The following is a 17,251-nucleotide window of genomic DNA, read 5'->3' as shown; positions in this document are numbered from 1 at the left end:
ATTATAATCTCTCCTTCATCGCAGCCGGAATGAGATAATGAAACAATTTAAATAAAATAAAAACCGGAATATAAATAAGCAGTACACTAACGATGAAAACCTCCACCCTAATACCCTCGTACGATTTTAAAAACATGAAAATACCACCCGTATTAAAAATCCATTCTATAATATATAAATTAGATAACATAAAAAAGATATTCGTTTTCGCAAAGAATAGTGTACTAAGCAACACATTTCGTAAAATATGACGATTTAAAATATGAAAGCGCCCCAGCCCTTTCGCCTTAGCAAATAGTACATAATCTTTTTCTAGTTCATTTTCAAAACGAAGCACTACCATTTTTACAAACATAATCGTAGTCGGGATGCTCAAACACAATATTGGCAACCCTCTAATCGACTCGCCTCCAATTGACGCAATTTGAAAAGGTAAAAAACCTGTTTGTTTAAAAAACCATACAACTAAAATTTGTGATACTAAAATAAGAAGAATATCTGGAATGGATTCTAGGAAGATAAGAAATGATTTAATTCGATGTTGTATACGCGGTGAACTACTCATAATTACATAAACGATACAAAATGCTACAAATAATGAAATGAAAAAAGCAGCCAAAAAAATAATAATCGTTTCTTTATAATGGACGAACAACTGTGGAAATAAAAATTTACCTCTCACATATTGCAAATTGGAAATATCCATTAAGTTCACAAACACTTCTTTTAAACTCTGTATGTACTTTGATACATCCACCTTAAATCCATAAAATAATTTCGGCAAAGCCCCTAAAATAATAATCCCCAAAATCGAAATAAGAAATTGAATCGTCACTTCCATTCCATTCAAAAATACCTTTTTGACCATTTTCGCCCTTCTCTCTCTATAATTTACCCCTTAATTTTATTCTTAATTTTCTGAATTGTAAATATTCAATAGATAAAAAATCGCTAGGTTATGACCCTAACGATTCTTTGTGTAACTGTTTTTCTCTTTTCACAAATGGCATATACAAAATAAAACATCCAATAAGTGCAGCTATCTCTAATGAAATAATATAGTAAGGATGCGGTCCTAACATATCGAGTAATGAAGCTGTTTCTGGCTTATGAGCTAAAAACATATAATTACCACCTGTTTTGTAATTTACAAACGAAACAATCGGAATCAATATGTTTAAAAATATCATCGTACGTTTAATAGATTGTAATGTAGGACGATACCCTTCTACCCAAGTCATAAAGAGCGGTGTCCAAATGAGCAATACATGTGCGATGAAATATTCAATGAAACGAAAATATGGAAAAGTATACTGCAAGTTCGGCGTTAAAATGGCTTGTGATGCACCAATAATTCCTGTAAAAAATACAATCTCATATATGCGGTAACTTTTCGTTACAATCATAATCGACGCTAATAATAAACTAATCGTACATAACTCAAACGGTAATGAAGTGCCTAGCTCAAAAATCCCTGCTTTCCATTCCCACATATAGAGCCCAATTTCACTCCCTATAAATAGAAATGCAATCGCATATCGAACCGTTATATTCCACTCACTTTGACGCAATAAATCTTGGTATTGATACAGAAAAAATATCCCCACCAACATAATAAATAATATAAGGACGTGTTGTCTTGAGTATGGAATAAACGATTTTAATGGATGCGCACTAAAATAAGCTTCCATCTTCCTTCCTCCTCTCCTTCATACAATATTATTGTAAGAAAGAAACAATGAGTCAATTCATTTGCTTATACTAGGACAACCTCTACCTTACATTTACATATTCATACCTTACAAAACTGTAAGGTTATTGTAAGCTAAAACGATTTGTCAGATTCTTCTCCTCTTCTATACTTAATGTAGATACTAAAACGAACGAAAAGGTGATAAATAGATGAAAAAGAAAAATAAAGTGTTAATTACTAGTGTAGTAGCAATTGGAATTGCAGCTGGATCATACTTTGCATTTGCTGGTGGTGGCGGTTCAGAAGTAGCAATGGCATATAGCGGATATAAAGTAACTGAAAAACAAATCCAAAACGCGCAAAAATTTGGTGGCGAAGTTATTCCAAACGGAATTGAAACTATTTCATTCGATCCAACAAAAGGAACATATGAATTAGCTGTAAAAAAAGGCGATGAAGTGAAAAAAGGTCAGCTTCTGTTTAAATACAATGACCCTACTGCTAAACAAGGTGTAACAGAAGCAGAAATGCAAAAGAAAATCGCACAAAAAGAAGTAACGTTGTTCCAAAAACAAATTGATGCAGCGAAACAAAAATTACAAAAAGATAAAAATGCAGGCCTTCCTGCTGAAGCATTAAAAGCATCAGAAGTTGAAGTTGGGCAATTAGAATCACAACTTGAAATGAAAAAGTTTGAAGTTGAAAAAGCTGATGAAATGATTAAAGCAGCAAAAGAAAAAGTAAACACACTTTCTGTAACAAGTCCTGCTGATGGCGTAATTGATGATATCGTGAAAACTGCTGACGAAAAAACAGGTATGAGCGGAATTACTCTTCGTCACGCTGGTCAATTTAAGGTAAAAGGTCAACTTTCTGAATATGAGCTTGCTAGTATGAAAGTTGGGCAAGAAGTAACTGTTTCATCAAAAACTGTCGCTGGTAAGACTTGGACAGGAAAAGTAACAGAAATCGGTTCTACACCATTAAAGAGCATGGATGAAAATAAAACTGTTTCTAACTATCAATTCACTGTCACTTTAGATAATAGTGACGAACTACAAAACGGCTTCCACGTTTACGTAACAAGTAAATCTGGCGAAGCAACTGGTACAATTGTTCCGAAAAGCAGTATCGTGAAAAAAGGTGACAAAAATGTTGTCTTCGTTGTAAAAGACGGTAAAGCGAAAGAACAAGCAGTTACTGTTGAATTCGAGACTGATAGCGAAGCAAAAGTTTCTGGAGTGAAAAAAGGAGAGGAAATTATCTCTAAACCTGAAAAAGACTTAAAAGATGGTATGGAGGTTGTCGCCCAGTGATTAACTTAAAAGGCATCACGAAATCCTTCCAAAATGGTGCAGAATCCGTTCAAATATTACACGGAATTGACGTAACACTGAACCAAGGAGAATTCACTTCTATTATGGGACCTTCTGGTTCTGGTAAATCAACATTAATGAACATTATCGGTTGCTTAGATAAACCGACGACAGGTACGTACGAACTAGCTGGACAAAACATTTCAAACATGTCTGAAACAGAACTTGCACATGTTCGTAATAAAGAAATCGGATTCGTATTCCAAAACTTCATGTTATTACCGAGACTTACAGCACTTCAAAATGTAGAGCTACCTCTTATTTACGCTGGAGTCGATAAAAAGGAAAGACGTGAGCGCTCATTAGCTGCTTTAACAAAAGTCGGTTTAGCTGATCGCGCTACTCACTTACCGAATGAATTATCAGGTGGACAAAAGCAGCGTGTCGCTGTTGCACGCGCAATCGTAAATAACCCAAAATTCATTTTAGCCGATGAACCGACGGGAGCACTTGATACGAAAACAAGTACACAAATTATGGATCTCTTTTACGAATTAAATAAACAAGGCTCAACAATCATTATGATTACCCATGACCGTGAAATCGGGGAAGCTGCAGCACGTCAAATTGTAATTCGTGACGGAAATATCGTCCAAGATTGGAGAGGTTAATTTTGAATACGAGTGAAAATATACGCATGGCCCTTTCCTCTATCTTTGCTCATAAAATGCGTTCCATCTTAACGATGTTAGGTATTATTATCGGTATTAGTGCCATTATTACTATCATTTCAATGGGTGATGGTACAAACGCAAAGTTTAAAAAAGAATTAGGCCAAGGAAAAGATAACGAAGTAACGATTTACTACAACAATCCTGATTACGGAACAGATAGTGCCAAAATCACACCTGATATGCTAAAACGTCTACAAACTATACCAGGCGTAAAAGATGTGTATCCAGACGTAAGTATGAAAGTAAAAGCATCTGCTGGTTCAAAAGATGTAAATCTTGATTTAAAAGGTGGAACAGGCGCCTTTATGACAGATTCGAAAATAAAATTAGTTCACGGTCGTGAATTAAATGACAGTGAACTAAACCAAGCAATCCCTGCTGTTATATTAAATGAAGAAGCTTTCAACAAATTATTTAATAGTGGTTGGGAATCAAATCAATACACGGATATAAAAGGAAAGCCGTATAAAATAGTCGGTGTATACGAAACGAAAAACGACTTTGGAATGCCTATGCCTGAAGGTTATACATCACTTGAAAATGCACCTGTAATTTCAGGAGTAAATGAGTATGACTCCGTAAGATTAACAATGACCTCTCCGACAGAACGTAAAAGTGTAGAAAAACAAGCCGTTTCTGTCTTAAACGAACTGAAAGCTCCTAAATTTGAGCACAAATTCGAAGCACAAGACTTAGGTGAATTTACGAAACAACTAGACGAATCAATCGGTATGATGAAAATGGTATTCGGTGGTATTGCTGCTATCTCCTTACTTGTTGGTGGTATCGGTGTAATGAACATCATGCTCGTATCTGTAACAGAACGTACACGTGAGATTGGTATTCGTAAAGCTCTTGGTGCAACACGTGGTAAAGTATTAACACAATTCTTAATCGAATCTTGTATTTTAACAGGACTTGGTGGTTTCATCGGATTCATGCTCGGTATTTTCTTCGCTTGGATCGTCTCAATCTTTGCTGGATGGCCACTCGTTGTCTCAAAAGAACTTGGACTTCTTGCAGTAGGTATTTCAATGCTGATCGGTATTGCATTCGGACTACTACCAGCTAACAAAGCTGCAAAACTTGATCCAATTGAATGTTTACGATATGAATAAACAAAAACGTAGGAGTTTACACTCCTGCGTTTTTTATTTACCTATTAAATCGAGTTTCTTCTATTATATATGTTTCACGTTACAACTATCATTCTATTACTCTTCATTATTTATAGGTACTAAGGCTATTATCTAATCCTATTATTGCAAAAATACTATGTAACAGACGAAAATCAAGGCGTAATTTTTTCCATACTTCGACTGATTCTGTAACAATTATATCGATATTTCATTAAATTTCACCTCATTTATATCTTTTTACGTCTAAAAAGATTATTATTTCATAACTATTTTTCATTTAAACAGTAAAACGAACTACTTTTGTAACATTATAGATATCTCCAAGAAACATTACTGTAACATTATTAATGTTACAGTAATTGAAATACTACTCATTTTGTGTTCCATATGCCCTAATACGCCAAAAAACAACAAGGAAGCGCTATCAGGATATTTATGGAATTGTTACAGAATATTAATGCCCCGTTACGAAAGCTTTGTAATTTTATGTTTTTCGCAAATAAGAAAATAATGGTTGCTATAATGAGGTCAACGAAAACAAATGCAATGGAGGCTATTATGAAAAAATTTATGGGTATAGCAACAGCAGCGGTTTTTGGTCTTGGGATTTTCACAACATCTGCTAAAGCAGAAACGATCGTAACGACTGACGTACTAAACGTACGAGAAAACCCAACTACTGAATCAAAAGTTGTAGGAAAATTATTAGATGGATATAAAGTAAATGTTTTACATACAGAAAATGGTTGGTCAAAAGTTCAATTGAATAGCGGTAAAGAAGCTTTCATAAGCGCTGACTATACAAAAGACACTTACTACGTAACAGCAAACGTATTAAACGTACGTGCTGGAGCAAACACAGACTCAGAGATTCTTGGTAAGTTGAAAAAAGATGATGTAATCGAAACAACACACCAAGTACAAAATGATTGGATTCAATTTGAATATAACGGAAAAACAGCTTATGTTCATGTTCCTTACTTAACAGGTAAAGCACCAGTTAAAGTTCAACCAGTAGTTAAAGTTGAAAAAACAACTACAGTTCAAGATACAGCTAAAGTTCGTGAAGCAGTTAAAGCTCAGGAAGTAGCTGAAACTCAAGCAAAAGCTAAAGCAGTGGAAGCAACTAAAGCTCGCGAAGCAGCTGAAGCTCAAGCAGAAGTTAAAGCTCAAGAAGCGGCTAAAGCTCGTGAAGCAGCTAAGGCTCAAGAAGCAGCTAAAGCTCAGGCAGATGCTGAAGCTCAAGCAGAAGTTAAAGCTCAAGAGGCGGCTAAAGCTCGTGAAGCAGCTAAAGCTCAAGCAGATGCTGAAGCTCAAGCAGCGGCTAAGGCTCAAGAAGCAGCTAAAGCTCGTGAAGCGGCTAAAGCTCAAGAGGCAGCTGAAGCTCGTGAAGCAGCTAAGGCTCAAGAAGCAGCTGAAGCTCGTGAAGCGGCTAAGGCTCAAGAAGCAGCTAAAGCTCGTGAAGCGGCTAAAACTCAAAAACCAGCTACACAACAACCTGTTGCAAAAGAAACTGAAACTAGTGCACCATCATCTTCTCGTGAGTTACGTGTTGTAGCAACAGCTTATACAGCAGATCCACTTGAAAATGGTTATAAAGCAGGCGACCAAGTAAAATCAGCTTTAGGCCACAACTTAACAGCTAATCCAAACATGAAACTAATTGCAGTTGATCCAAGTGTCATTCCATTAGGTTCAAAAGTATGGGTTGAAGGTTACGGAGTAGCAATCGCTGGTGATACTGGTGGAGCTATTAAAGGTAATAAAATCGACGTTTTAATGCCAGATAAAGGTTCATCAAGTAGCTGGGGACGTAAAACAGTTACAGTTAAAGTATTAAACTAGTCAGTAAAAAAGAGTCAGTCTCATCGTTGAGGCTGGCTCTTTTTTTACTCTATTAAACTACTGAAAAATGACATAGTAAATGAAATTATATCAACGATTTTTCAAATATATCTATCGTAACCTACAATATATCAACGATTTTTCGAATATATCTATCGTAACTTATAATATATCAACGATTCGACAAGAGATATCGATTTACCGACAAATTTTGACGTTAAAAGTACTTTAATATTAAAAAGGCGGTCCAAAATTTGGAACGCCCCCTATCTTCCCTATTCCACACAAGTAAACTGCGTCCAAGCTCCTACATAATTTAGTAAGAATAACTCCTCTTCCGCAATTGTACCGACGATATTTTTCCGTTCATCTATCGGCATTTCTTTTAAAATGATTTGCAGTTCACCTTTATACTTTCCGAATGAGTTATTACCAATTACAACTTGCCCTCTTTCCTGCAGCACACTTTCACGCACTGGGAAGTCATAGTCTTTGTACTTTTTACGTACTTCTGTAGAACGTACCATATACTCTGTTATGTCGCCGCGTCTTACGTGTAATTCTTGCAGCGTCGCTCTCTTCTCTACTTCAGTCGCTTCGTCTACAAAGTGCACTTTTAGCTGTAACATGTAGCGATTTAAGTTTCCTAGTTTCTCTAACTCTTCCTCACTCGCATAAGCATTTCCGATAATGACATCATCGATTAGCCCTGTTGCCCATAAATGCTTCGCTTGTACTTCAATTGGTAAATTACGATGCTCTTCTAACGTACATAATCCGTCGTTAATATCCCATGGACCGATGTTTGCGGCATGTGATGTAATAAAGGCTGCACTGCGAATACCATGCTTTTTAAAGCGTTCACTGCAGCGAATGAAATAATCGTACGGAAGACCAGTGAATTTTTGCGGATAAAAATTATGGCAACCAATTAAAGCTGATTTATTTGCTTGATGCGAAAGAATATTTTCTAAGTACGCAATATCGTTACTTACATTTAACTCAATTTGTAAACCGTACGGATTATTCGTCATTTTCGCTTCCGTTAACCCGTCAAAGCCTACATCTAAACGAATACCGTCTGCGCCTAACTCTGCGAAGAATGATAGATCGCTATAACTAATACCAAGCTGATCAAACACAGCCGGAGCTACATCTAAAATAACTTCCATATTGTTATCTTTTGCGTGATTAATAATCTCTTTAAATTCAGCTACAATTTCTTCTTTCGGACGATTCACAGATAACAAACAAGTAAATATTCTTGAAAAACCGTGTCGTGCCGCTACGGAAATATAAGCCATATCTTTTTCTTTCGTTGAATGTTCTGGATAAAGTGAAATCCCTAATTTACGCTCCATGCTTTTGCATCTCCTTCACACGTTGTATTAATGCCATGCTCGTAAATCTATATTTTGCAGATAAACACGTTGCACATAAAATTGTCGGTACAATAATTACGTACGGTGATTGCAATCCTAACATTACATATGCACCCATTGAACAACCGATTAATAAAACTGATACTAGTAGTAACACTAATAAAGATTTACTTTGTACCCATTTCGAATAATGGGCAATACACTGCCCGATCACGAATGTAATTAAGATGATAATTGCTCCGAGCATTCTGTTTTCTCCTCTCCTGCTAATTGTTGTTTCTCATACATTTTGAAGAATGGATAGTAAATAACGAATGAGATCGCAAAGTTAACAAGTACAAGTACACCAGCCATAATTGTCCAGTCCGTGCTAATAATCGCTGCAATTGGTGCTAACATCGTAAATGGCAGTTTCGCCATCATGAGTGGAATCATACCTGAAACAACTGCGAAATATGATACTGTCGTTGTCACTAGCGGTGTAATAACGAACGGAATAATTAAGATTGGGTTCATTACAATCGGAGCCCCGAAAATAATTGGCTCGTTAATATTGAATAAACCTGGTACGAATGATAATCTACCTAACTCTTTTAGGAACTTAGATTTAGAGAACATAAACATAATTACTAAAGCTAACGTTGATCCTGATCCGCCAATCCATACGAACCATTGAATGAATTGCTCTGTAAATAAGTTTGGTAACTGATGTGCATTTCCTGTAGCCGTGAACACTTCCATATTTTCAAGAATTGCTGAATCCCACATCGGACGAATGATTGGTCCTAAAATCGCCGGTCCATGTATACCAAATGACCAGAAGAACACGATTAAGAATACTGTTAATAAACCACCGAATAAGTTATTTCCTACTAGTACTGATTTTAATGGTGCGATTAAGTATGTAATTGTTGTATTTACATCGAATTTCAAACCGTAGCGAATGCCCCAGAATAAAAGAATAACTACTAATGTTGGAATTAATGCTGCAAACGAATTTGAAACTGCTGGTGGTACACTGTCTGGTAATTTTATTGAGATATTATGCTTAATCATAAAATGATAAATTTCTACTGCAATTAATGCTGTAACAATTGCGCCGAATAAAGACGTTGCACTTAATGTTCCTACTGAAATATATCGACCTGCATCAATAACACCTGGTACAGCTTTCGTAATTTGAATTGGTTCAACTGATGCTAGTAAAAAGGCGAGTACAGATAGTAGCCCTGCACTTAATTGATTGAGCTGATAAAAGTTCGCGAGCGAAGCCCCTACACCAAACGCTGCGTATAAGGCCATTAGTCCTACTGTAAATCGGAATGGAATATCTAAAATATGGCGAAACGGTGCAATCCATTCCATATATGCATCAATTGGTAAATTTAAAAAGATAACGAAAAATGACCCGACGATCGTTAACGGTAATGTAGAAATAACCCCATTTCGAATTGCCAATAAATGTCGTTGTCCTGCAATCTTTTGCGTTGTTGGCATAATCTTTTGTTCCATAAAACTCATAAACCCATTCATCAATAGCCCTCCTCTTTCTCTCTACTATAAAAGAATGAAATAAACTTTATAACATTATAATGTTTATATTTAAAAAGATATAATTATACTAAGACTAATTGTTCTGCTTGCTTCAGTACTTTCAAACCATCACACATGCCATAATCTCGTTGGTCTATAATTGCAACTGGTATGTTGTATGAGTTTGCAAGAAACTCTACAGCTGGAAATAAATATTTCACTTGTGGACCAATTAAAACGACATCAGCTTCCTTAATTTCAAGTTTCACGAGTTCTGAATCAACCGCCTTAATTTTATAATTCTTCCCCTGTTTCTTTGCCTCTTCTTGCATTTTTCTTACGACCATACTCGTTGACATACCTGCTGCACAACATAATAAAATATACATCTTATACTGTCACTTTCTCTTCCACTCGTTTATGAAGAGTAATAAATTCTTCAGCTAGTTCTTTCACTGTAATTGCATTCATTAAATGATCTTGTGCGTGCACTAACAGTAAACTGATTTCTGCATGATTTCCTCTTGCCTCTTCTTGAATTAAATCCGTTTGAATACGATGAGCTGCTGAAATTTCTTCACTAGCAAGTTCCATCTTTTCACCCGCATTCTCAAAATCTCCTTGTCTTGCAAAAGCGATTGCTTCAAGCGCCGCGCTTCTCGCGTTGCCACCATGTAAAATTAACGCAAATGGAGTTTGCATATCAGTCATTTTAAATTCCCCCAAGCTATATGTTTTCTATATTTTTATCTTATTATGAAAACGCATACAATTAAACATAAAAAACTTCCGTTATGTAACGGAAGTTTTTATATACTTTTTCAAAATGATAATAAAATCTCTTGAAAATCTTCAATCACCTCGGTCTGAGTTAGCTTCTCTATCACACTTTGACTAGACATAATATCATATAAAAAATCATAAAGCCTTTGCAAATCTTCATTATTATTGCGCTTTACACTAAATAAAATAATTACTTGTACTTTTTTATCTCCCCAATCAACAGCCTTTTCAAGTGTGCAAAACATCAAAAAAGTTTCCTCACTTAATAACTGCATCGGATGCGGGATTGCAACTGAATTCCCAACCGCTGTCGGAGACGTATTTTCTCTTTCCATAACAGAAGCATAAAAGTTTTCTTGTACATAATGTTTCTCAGCAGCTTTCTCACATAAAAACTGAATAACATCCTCTTTCGTAGAAGCACTATGATTTAAGAAAATTAAATCTTCCTTAATATAAGGCTGCACACTCGTATTCACATGCGTAAACAACCGCTGACCAATCAATTTAATCTCTTTATCATCAAATATTGAATTCACTTTTATAACTGGCACAGGCAAACCACTCGGTATATGAATCGTACTAATAATACAATCTATTTTTTCTTTATAAATATCTTCTACTTTCAATTGATAATAACCTGTAATACCTACAATCTCTAATTTATCTCGGAACTGTGATAAAATTTTATATTTCAATAGTTGTGCACTTCCTTGACCAGTCGCACAAACTAATAAGCATCTTTTCTTTTGATTCTGCTCCTGCAAACGGCTCATCGCTCCGCCGAAGTGAATAGCAATATAACCAATTTCACTTTCAGGGATCGATTCACCCGTATATTCACCAATGATATCTCCAACAAGAACCGCAATTTCAAAAGCATACGGATAATTCTTTTTCACTTCTGCCAAAAGAGGATTTCTCGTATTTAACTTATACTTCAAACGATTTAATAACGTTTTTAAATGAATACCAAATCCAAATAATAATTCTTCATCATAATAAAAAATAAGATTCCGTTCTTCCGCTACTTTAAAAAGAATATGTTGCATAAATGCATATATATCTTTTCCTAATAGCTCTTCTACATTTTCATAGCGATCTCTCGTTGTAACAGCAGTACTTAATAAATGCATCGTCACATATAATACTTCTTCTTCTGGAAATAAAAATTTTAACTCTTTCTCTAAATCTCCTAAAATCTGCTTCGCAATTGTATATTCTTTCTTTATTATAAGTTCTGATTGCTCCGCATGCAGTTCTTTCATATAATGTTGACTTTGACAACGCTTTAATGCGATTGCAATATGAATGACTAAATTATCAATTTCTATATCAGATAAATATATTGTTCCACCTTCAATATACTTTAATATAATTGAACGAATGAGTGATATATGAGGTAGCGATAAATATGTCTCCGTCTGCTCAAATTGCTCATGAAACGGAGTATGGCCATAACGCGGTAAACCATATTGTGATAAACAAGAACGAATATTAAATTCCTCTCCAACAATACGTATACCATAATACGGTCTCTTCTCAATTTGTAATTTATAGCGGCCACATATATCTGTAACATCTTTCATAATTAAATTGACCGTTGATTTGCTCACATAAATCTCTTCTGCTAATTCTGAAAGCTTCACATATCCCTCTGTCGTTAAAACACGCTGCAGAATATACGCTATTCTTTCTTCATAAGAAGTTGGGATCTTTTCCGTCTGTTTTTGAAATAGGCTCACACAAAAGTCTTCAAATTTCTTCGTTTGTATAATTTCTAATTCGTACCCAGTCCCTCTTTGCGATTCGATTTTCGCTCCGTTTTCTTCCAATATATCATTTAATAATTTTATATCCTTTTGAATCGTCTTCGTCGATACATGTAAACGGCCCGCTAAAAAAGCTCGATTTAACATCGATTTCTCTTCTAAAAACTCCTCTAAAATAGAAATTAATCGCTGATGCACCTTTGTCATAGCTCTTCCTCTCGCTCTTTATATATAAAGGGGGAAAAGCTGCTGAAATCAGTAGTTTTTCCCCTTTATATTCCCTCTATTTCTTTAACGTGAATCCAAATTTATCCCATGCTTGTAAATAGTCTAGTAAGAAAATCTCTTCTTCTACAATTCGACCAACTACATTTGTTTTTCCTGTATTCACCATATCTTTTAATGCAATTTGTAATTCGCCTTTATACTGGCCATATTGTTCATTATCAATTAATAAATCTCCACGCTTAATTTCACGCGTATTATGAGGTTTAAACTCTTCTTTTTTATATTTCACACGACTTTGTGTAGAACGAATCATATATTCAGATACATCTCCGCGATAAAAATGTGGTTCGTCTAATACGATAATTCTTTCTAGTTCTGTCGTTGTATCATATATTTCTATATCAAATGTTTGTTTCTCTTTATTTAATGCACCTAGTGCTTGTAATTCTTCTTCTGATGCATATGCGTTTGCAATAATAACATCATCAATTAATTCCGTCGCGAATAAATGCTTTGCCTGTGTTGTCATCGGTAATTCACGATGCTGCTCTAACGTACATAATCCTTCTGTTACTGGCCAAGGTCCATATGTTGCATCAAATGATGAAATAAAAGCAGCCGTTCTCATACCGTAATCTTTAAATTGTTTCGAGCATTTAATAAAATGATCGTATGATAATCCTGAATAACGATGCGGATAAAAATTATGGCAACCAATTAAATTTTCGCGATTTGGTCTATGGCTCATAATGTTATCTACATACTTCGTACCATTGCTCATATTAATCTCAATTTTCAAACCATATGGATTATAAGTCATAATTGATTCTTCTAATCCTGAGAAACCGACATCTAAACGAATACCGTACGCACCTAATTCATGGAAGAATGATAAATCATTATACGAAATACCTAATTGTTCAAAAACAGACGGACTAATATCAACTAATACCTGAAACCCTAATGCATTCGCATGAGAAATCGTTTCTTTAAATTCTTCTATAATTTTCTCTTTTTCTCCATCCACAGACAATAAACATGTGAACACACGTGTAAATCCATATTTACTTGCTAATGTTAAATACTCCTTATCTTTCTCTACTGTTGAATGTTCTGGATAAATAGAAATACCTAATCGTCTCATATGTACACGCCTCTTTCTTCATCATATTGTAAACCTTTTCAAATATATGTAGTGAAAAAGTATATCTCCCCTTCTTGTTCACTACTCTTTTGAATCCGCTTTCTTTAAAGAAAAAACAATTTCTATCATTCTTAACACCTACAAGTCTATACATCTATACTTTACATCTTTTTTTCATAGTTGTGTAGCTTTTACACAAATTTGTCAGTTTTTCGCCTTAAAAATTGTTATCCGTTTTCAAGACACCTTCCTTGACTGTTGCATTGGCCAATACATATACTCGAAAGAAAAGAGATACAGTGAAACTTTAATCAGTGAGGGGGGTGTTCATCCCCCACTGATTATTAGTTGAACCAATCGGGCATTTACGGGCAGTTGATCTCCCACCTAACTTCTTTGCTCCAGTCCGATTTTGAGGTGGGAGTTTTACTGCCCGTTAATAGCGGGAAAATTTTATATAGGGGATGAATATATGGGAGAAGCAATACTCGTAAAACGAGAACCGTTATGGACAAAAGAGTTTGTTGCTTTAATTTTTGCAAACTTATGTATGTTTTTAGGGTTTCAAATGTTAATTCCAACCTTACCTGTTTATGTGAAAGAAATTGGTGGCACAAGTTCCAATATCGGATTTGTTGTCGGCATGTTTACCGTTGCGGCACTTTTTGTTAGACCGCTAACTGGGAACGCCTTGCAAAAATTTAATAAAAAAATCATCTTAATGATCGGTACTGCTATTTGTTTACTCGCTATGGGCAGTTACCTTTTCGCCTCAACAATCTTTCTCTTGCTTGCTGTTCGTATTTTACACGGAGCTGGTTTCGGTATTACAACGACTACATATGGAACTGTCGTTTCTGATTTAATTCCCTCAGCTCGCCGCGGAGAAGGCATGGGATATTTTGGTCTTTCTGGAACAATCGCAATGGCCCTCGGTCCACTTATCGGACTATGGCTTATGCAAACATATAACTTCACAATTCTTTTTTTATGTGCATTATCGTGCACAATTGTTTCATTAATATTAACGAAACTACTTCAAATCCAAAAAACGAAACAGCCTCCACAACAATCATCTAGTTCTTTTCTCGATGGATTTATTGAGCGTAAAGCTTTACTTCCTTCATTATTAATATTATGTATTACATTAATGTACGGAGGAATCGGAAGTTTTATAACACTATTTGCTACAGAAGTCGGCATAGCTGATATTAGTCTCTTCTTTTTATGTAACGCACTAGCAATCGCTGTAACTCGTCCATTCTCTGGAAAGCTATATGATGCGAAAGGCCATACATTCGTCATCATTCCGGGAGTTATTATAACGTTTACAGGCATTATTTTATTGTCGTATACGACGACAATTCCGAGCTTAATTATTGCTGCAGCATGTTACGGAAGTGGTTTTGGAGCGATCCAACCTGCACTACAAGCATGGATGATTGACCGCGTAGCACCGCATCGACGCGGCGTAGCAACAGCTACATTCTTCTCCGCATTTGACCTTGGAATCGGCGCTGGAGCGATTATATTTGGATTTATGGCTCATTTTACAAACTATGCAACTGTATATCGTTACTCCTCTCTATTACTTATTGCTTTTCTCTTCATTTACATTACAAGCATAAGAAAACAAAAGTATGGCGATAAAAACACGGAAAAAGCTGCTGGATAATTCAGTGGCTTTTTTATCGTGTAAAAAAAATTGTTTTCCTCGTTTTACCGTTATAAAACTACATGCATTTTCCTACATATTTTTTTAACTTTCATCAAAAAATATACGATGAACTCGCAGACACTTTCCTTGATATTCAACTGAACAATACTATTCTAAAAAGTATGATTTCTTTACAAAATTAAGTTTTATACAAGATGAAAACCAATAAAATACAGCTGTTTCTTTAAGGTATTGTAAACTTTTCTACCCTTTGTAAATTTAGTGTAAATTTTACTAGCAAACCGTTTACAGTGAATCAAGGTTCAGTTAATAATTACATCGTACATGAAATTTAAGGAGTGGAATGCGTGGAATATAATGTTCAAGATATGATCTTCCAGTTCATTGGTGGATTAGGTATTTTCTTATTCGGGATTAAATACATGGGCGATGGACTGCAACAAGCAGCTGGAGATCGTCTTCGCGATATTCTAGATCGTTTTACAACAAACCCACTCATGGGTGTACTAGCAGGTATGTTAGTTACGGTATTAATCCAATCAAGCTCAGGAACAACCGCTTTAACAGTCGGACTTGTAAGTGCAGGATTTATGACATTAAGACAAGCAATTGGTGTTATTATGGGTGCAAACATCGGTACGACAGTTACTGCATTTATTATCGGAATTAAAATCGGAGAATACGCTCTCCCAATTATGGCAGTTGGAGCTATCTTATTATTCTTCTTTAAAAATAAAAAAGTACATTCTTTAGGTCAAGTTATATTCGGCTTTGGTATGTTATTCTTCGGTTTGGAATTAATGAGCGCAGGTATGAAACCTCTTCGCTCCTTAGAATCATTCCAAGAATTAACGGTTAGTATGAGTGATAACCCAATTTTAGGAGTTGTTGTCGGTACAGTCTTCACTTTAATTGTACAAAGCTCAAGCGCAACAATCGGTATTTTGCAAGAATTATTCGGTCAAGGTGCAATTGATTTACAAGCTGCCCTTCCTGTATTATTCGGTGATAACATCGGTACAACAATTACAGCTGTATTAGCAGCAATCGGTACTTCTATTGCCGCAAGACGTGCAGCATTAGTTCACGTTATCTTTAATATCGTCGGTACAATTATATTTACGATTTTATTAGTACCATTTACAAGCTTAATTCAATATTTCCAAACATCATTAAACTTAAATCCAGAAATGACAATTGCATTTGCACACGGAACATTTAACGTAACAAATACTATCATTCAATTCCCGTTCATTGCAGTGTTAGCATGGATCGTAACAAAAATTATTCGTGGTGAAGATGCAGCGATTGACTTCAAACCACAACATTTAAATCCAATCTTTATTGAACAATCTCCAGCCATCGCTTTAACTGAAGCTCAAAAAGAGATTATCCGTATGGCTGAGTTCTCATTACATGGATTAAAAGAAGCAAATCAATTTTTAAATACACAAGACAAAAAACACGCAAACATGGCTACTCAATTAGAAGGAGCTATTAACAATTTAGATAAAAAAATTACCGAGTATTTAGTTCTACTATCTGAAAAGCCGCTTTCACCTACGGATTCTGAAAAACATTCCGTTTTAGCAGGTGTTGTTGGAGATATTGAACGTGTTGGTGATCATGTAGAAAATCTTGTAGAACTTGTAGATTTCCAAATTTCAAATCGTGTTTCACTATCAGACGAAGCATTAGGTGAATTAAACGAAATGCTGGAATTAACGATTTCAACACTGCAAGACTCAGTTGAAGCTTTAACAAACTTCGATACTGAACTGGCTCAAACTGTTATTGCAAAAGAACGCAAAATCGACCAAATGGAACGTGTTCTTCGTAAACGTCACGTATTACGTCTAAACGAGCGTAGCTGTTCAGGTGATGCAAGTATCATCTTCGTCGATATGGTAAGTAACTTAGAACGCATTGGCGATCACGCTGTAAATATTGCTGACGGTGTTTTAGGTGAACAAGGAAAAATCAATTTAAAACAATCATTATAAT

General features: G+C 35.4%; 15 protein-coding genes. 6 read left to right on the top strand and 9 right to left on the bottom strand.

The window, feature by feature from the left end:
- Position 1: 1 nt before the first annotated feature.
- On the bottom strand, positions 2-868 hold the full coding sequence (locus tag MHI26_RS04135; RefSeq protein ID WP_061667636.1) for an ABC transporter permease subunit: 867 nt from the start codon (positions 866-868) through the stop codon (positions 2-4).
- 88 nt (positions 869-956) lie between these two features.
- Positions 957-1,691 carry a YwaF family protein gene (locus MHI26_RS04130; RefSeq protein ID WP_061667637.1) on the bottom strand — a complete coding sequence of 245 codons (735 nt, stop codon included), beginning with the start codon at positions 1,689-1,691 and terminating at the stop codon, positions 957-959.
- A 211-nt stretch (positions 1,692-1,902) separates the two neighbouring features.
- Between MHI26_RS04130 and MHI26_RS04125 the strand changes: the two genes are divergently transcribed.
- From MHI26_RS04125 to entC, 4 genes are all read left to right on the top strand, one after another.
- Positions 1,903-3,009 (top strand): efflux RND transporter periplasmic adaptor subunit, encoded by a 1,107-nt coding sequence (locus MHI26_RS04125; protein ID WP_061667638.1) that lies wholly within the window; start codon positions 1,903-1,905, stop codon positions 3,007-3,009.
- Complete coding sequence (locus MHI26_RS04120) at positions 3,006-3,680, top strand: ABC transporter ATP-binding protein (RefSeq protein ID WP_000609100.1); 675 nt, start codon at positions 3,006-3,008, stop codon at positions 3,678-3,680. Before MHI26_RS04125 ends, MHI26_RS04120 begins: the two co-directional genes overlap by 4 nt.
- A 2-nt stretch (positions 3,681-3,682) precedes the next feature.
- Positions 3,683-4,861, top strand: coding sequence for an ABC transporter permease (locus MHI26_RS04115; protein WP_001097711.1), 1,179 nt, complete (start codon positions 3,683-3,685; stop codon positions 4,859-4,861).
- A 456-nt stretch (positions 4,862-5,317) separates the two neighbouring features.
- Complete coding sequence (gene entC / locus MHI26_RS04110; protein ID WP_000421972.1) at positions 5,318-6,727, top strand: cell wall-binding protein EntC; 1,410 nt, start codon at positions 5,318-5,320, stop codon at positions 6,725-6,727.
- Between the two features lie 275 nt (positions 6,728-7,002).
- On the opposite strand, the gene MHI26_RS04105 is transcribed toward entC, so the two are convergent.
- The 7 genes from MHI26_RS04105 to MHI26_RS04075 all read right to left on the bottom strand — a co-directional run bounded on the left by MHI26_RS04105 (position 7,003) and on the right by MHI26_RS04075 (position 13,569).
- On the bottom strand, positions 7,003-8,088 hold the full coding sequence (locus MHI26_RS04105; protein WP_000440073.1) for a DUF871 domain-containing protein: 1,086 nt from the start codon (positions 8,086-8,088) through the stop codon (positions 7,003-7,005).
- On the bottom strand, positions 8,078-8,356 hold the full coding sequence (locus MHI26_RS04100; protein WP_000900042.1) for a hypothetical protein: 279 nt from the start codon (positions 8,354-8,356) through the stop codon (positions 8,078-8,080). The genes MHI26_RS04105 and MHI26_RS04100 overlap by 11 nt, the downstream gene beginning before the upstream one ends.
- The gene (locus tag MHI26_RS04095) at positions 8,332-9,642 is read right to left on the bottom strand and encodes a PTS sugar transporter subunit IIC (protein ID WP_001013057.1); all 1,311 of its coding nucleotides are present in this window, start codon (positions 9,640-9,642) and stop codon (positions 8,332-8,334) included. The genes MHI26_RS04100 and MHI26_RS04095 overlap by 25 nt, the downstream gene beginning before the upstream one ends.
- A gap of 83 nt (positions 9,643-9,725) precedes the next feature.
- The gene (locus tag MHI26_RS04090) at positions 9,726-10,031 is read right to left on the bottom strand and encodes a PTS sugar transporter subunit IIB (protein WP_000275644.1); all 306 of its coding nucleotides are present in this window, start codon (positions 10,029-10,031) and stop codon (positions 9,726-9,728) included.
- A 1-nt stretch (position 10,032) separates the two neighbouring features.
- Complete coding sequence (locus MHI26_RS04085; protein WP_000131324.1) at positions 10,033-10,353, bottom strand: PTS lactose/cellobiose transporter subunit IIA; 321 nt, start codon at positions 10,351-10,353, stop codon at positions 10,033-10,035.
- Between the two features lie 110 nt (positions 10,354-10,463).
- Positions 10,464-12,404: a BglG family transcription antiterminator gene (locus tag MHI26_RS04080; protein WP_000169803.1), complete on the bottom strand. Its 1,941-nt coding sequence runs from the start codon at positions 12,402-12,404 to the stop codon at positions 10,464-10,466.
- Positions 12,405-12,480: 76 nt separating this feature from the next.
- Positions 12,481-13,569, bottom strand: coding sequence for a DUF871 domain-containing protein (locus MHI26_RS04075; protein WP_001253348.1), 1,089 nt, complete (start codon positions 13,567-13,569; stop codon positions 12,481-12,483).
- 472 nt (positions 13,570-14,041) lie between these two features.
- Between MHI26_RS04075 and MHI26_RS04070 the strand changes: the two genes are divergently transcribed.
- Together MHI26_RS04070 and MHI26_RS04065 are read left to right on the top strand one after the other, a co-directional pair.
- Complete coding sequence (locus MHI26_RS04070) at positions 14,042-15,244, top strand: MFS transporter (RefSeq protein ID WP_061667639.1); 1,203 nt, start codon at positions 14,042-14,044, stop codon at positions 15,242-15,244.
- Between the two features lie 350 nt (positions 15,245-15,594).
- Positions 15,595-17,250 carry a Na/Pi cotransporter family protein gene (locus tag MHI26_RS04065; RefSeq protein ID WP_061667640.1) on the top strand — a complete coding sequence of 552 codons (1,656 nt, stop codon included), beginning with the start codon at positions 15,595-15,597 and terminating at the stop codon, positions 17,248-17,250.
- Position 17,251: the final 1 nt, after the last annotated feature.

It is taken from the genome of Bacillus sp. FSL K6-1218, assembly GCF_038006445.1.
In the GTDB taxonomy this organism is placed as follows: Bacteria; Bacillota; Bacilli; order Bacillales; family Bacillaceae_G; genus Bacillus_A; species Bacillus_A thuringiensis_S.
This window is presented reverse-complemented; position numbering and strand designations above follow the sequence as displayed.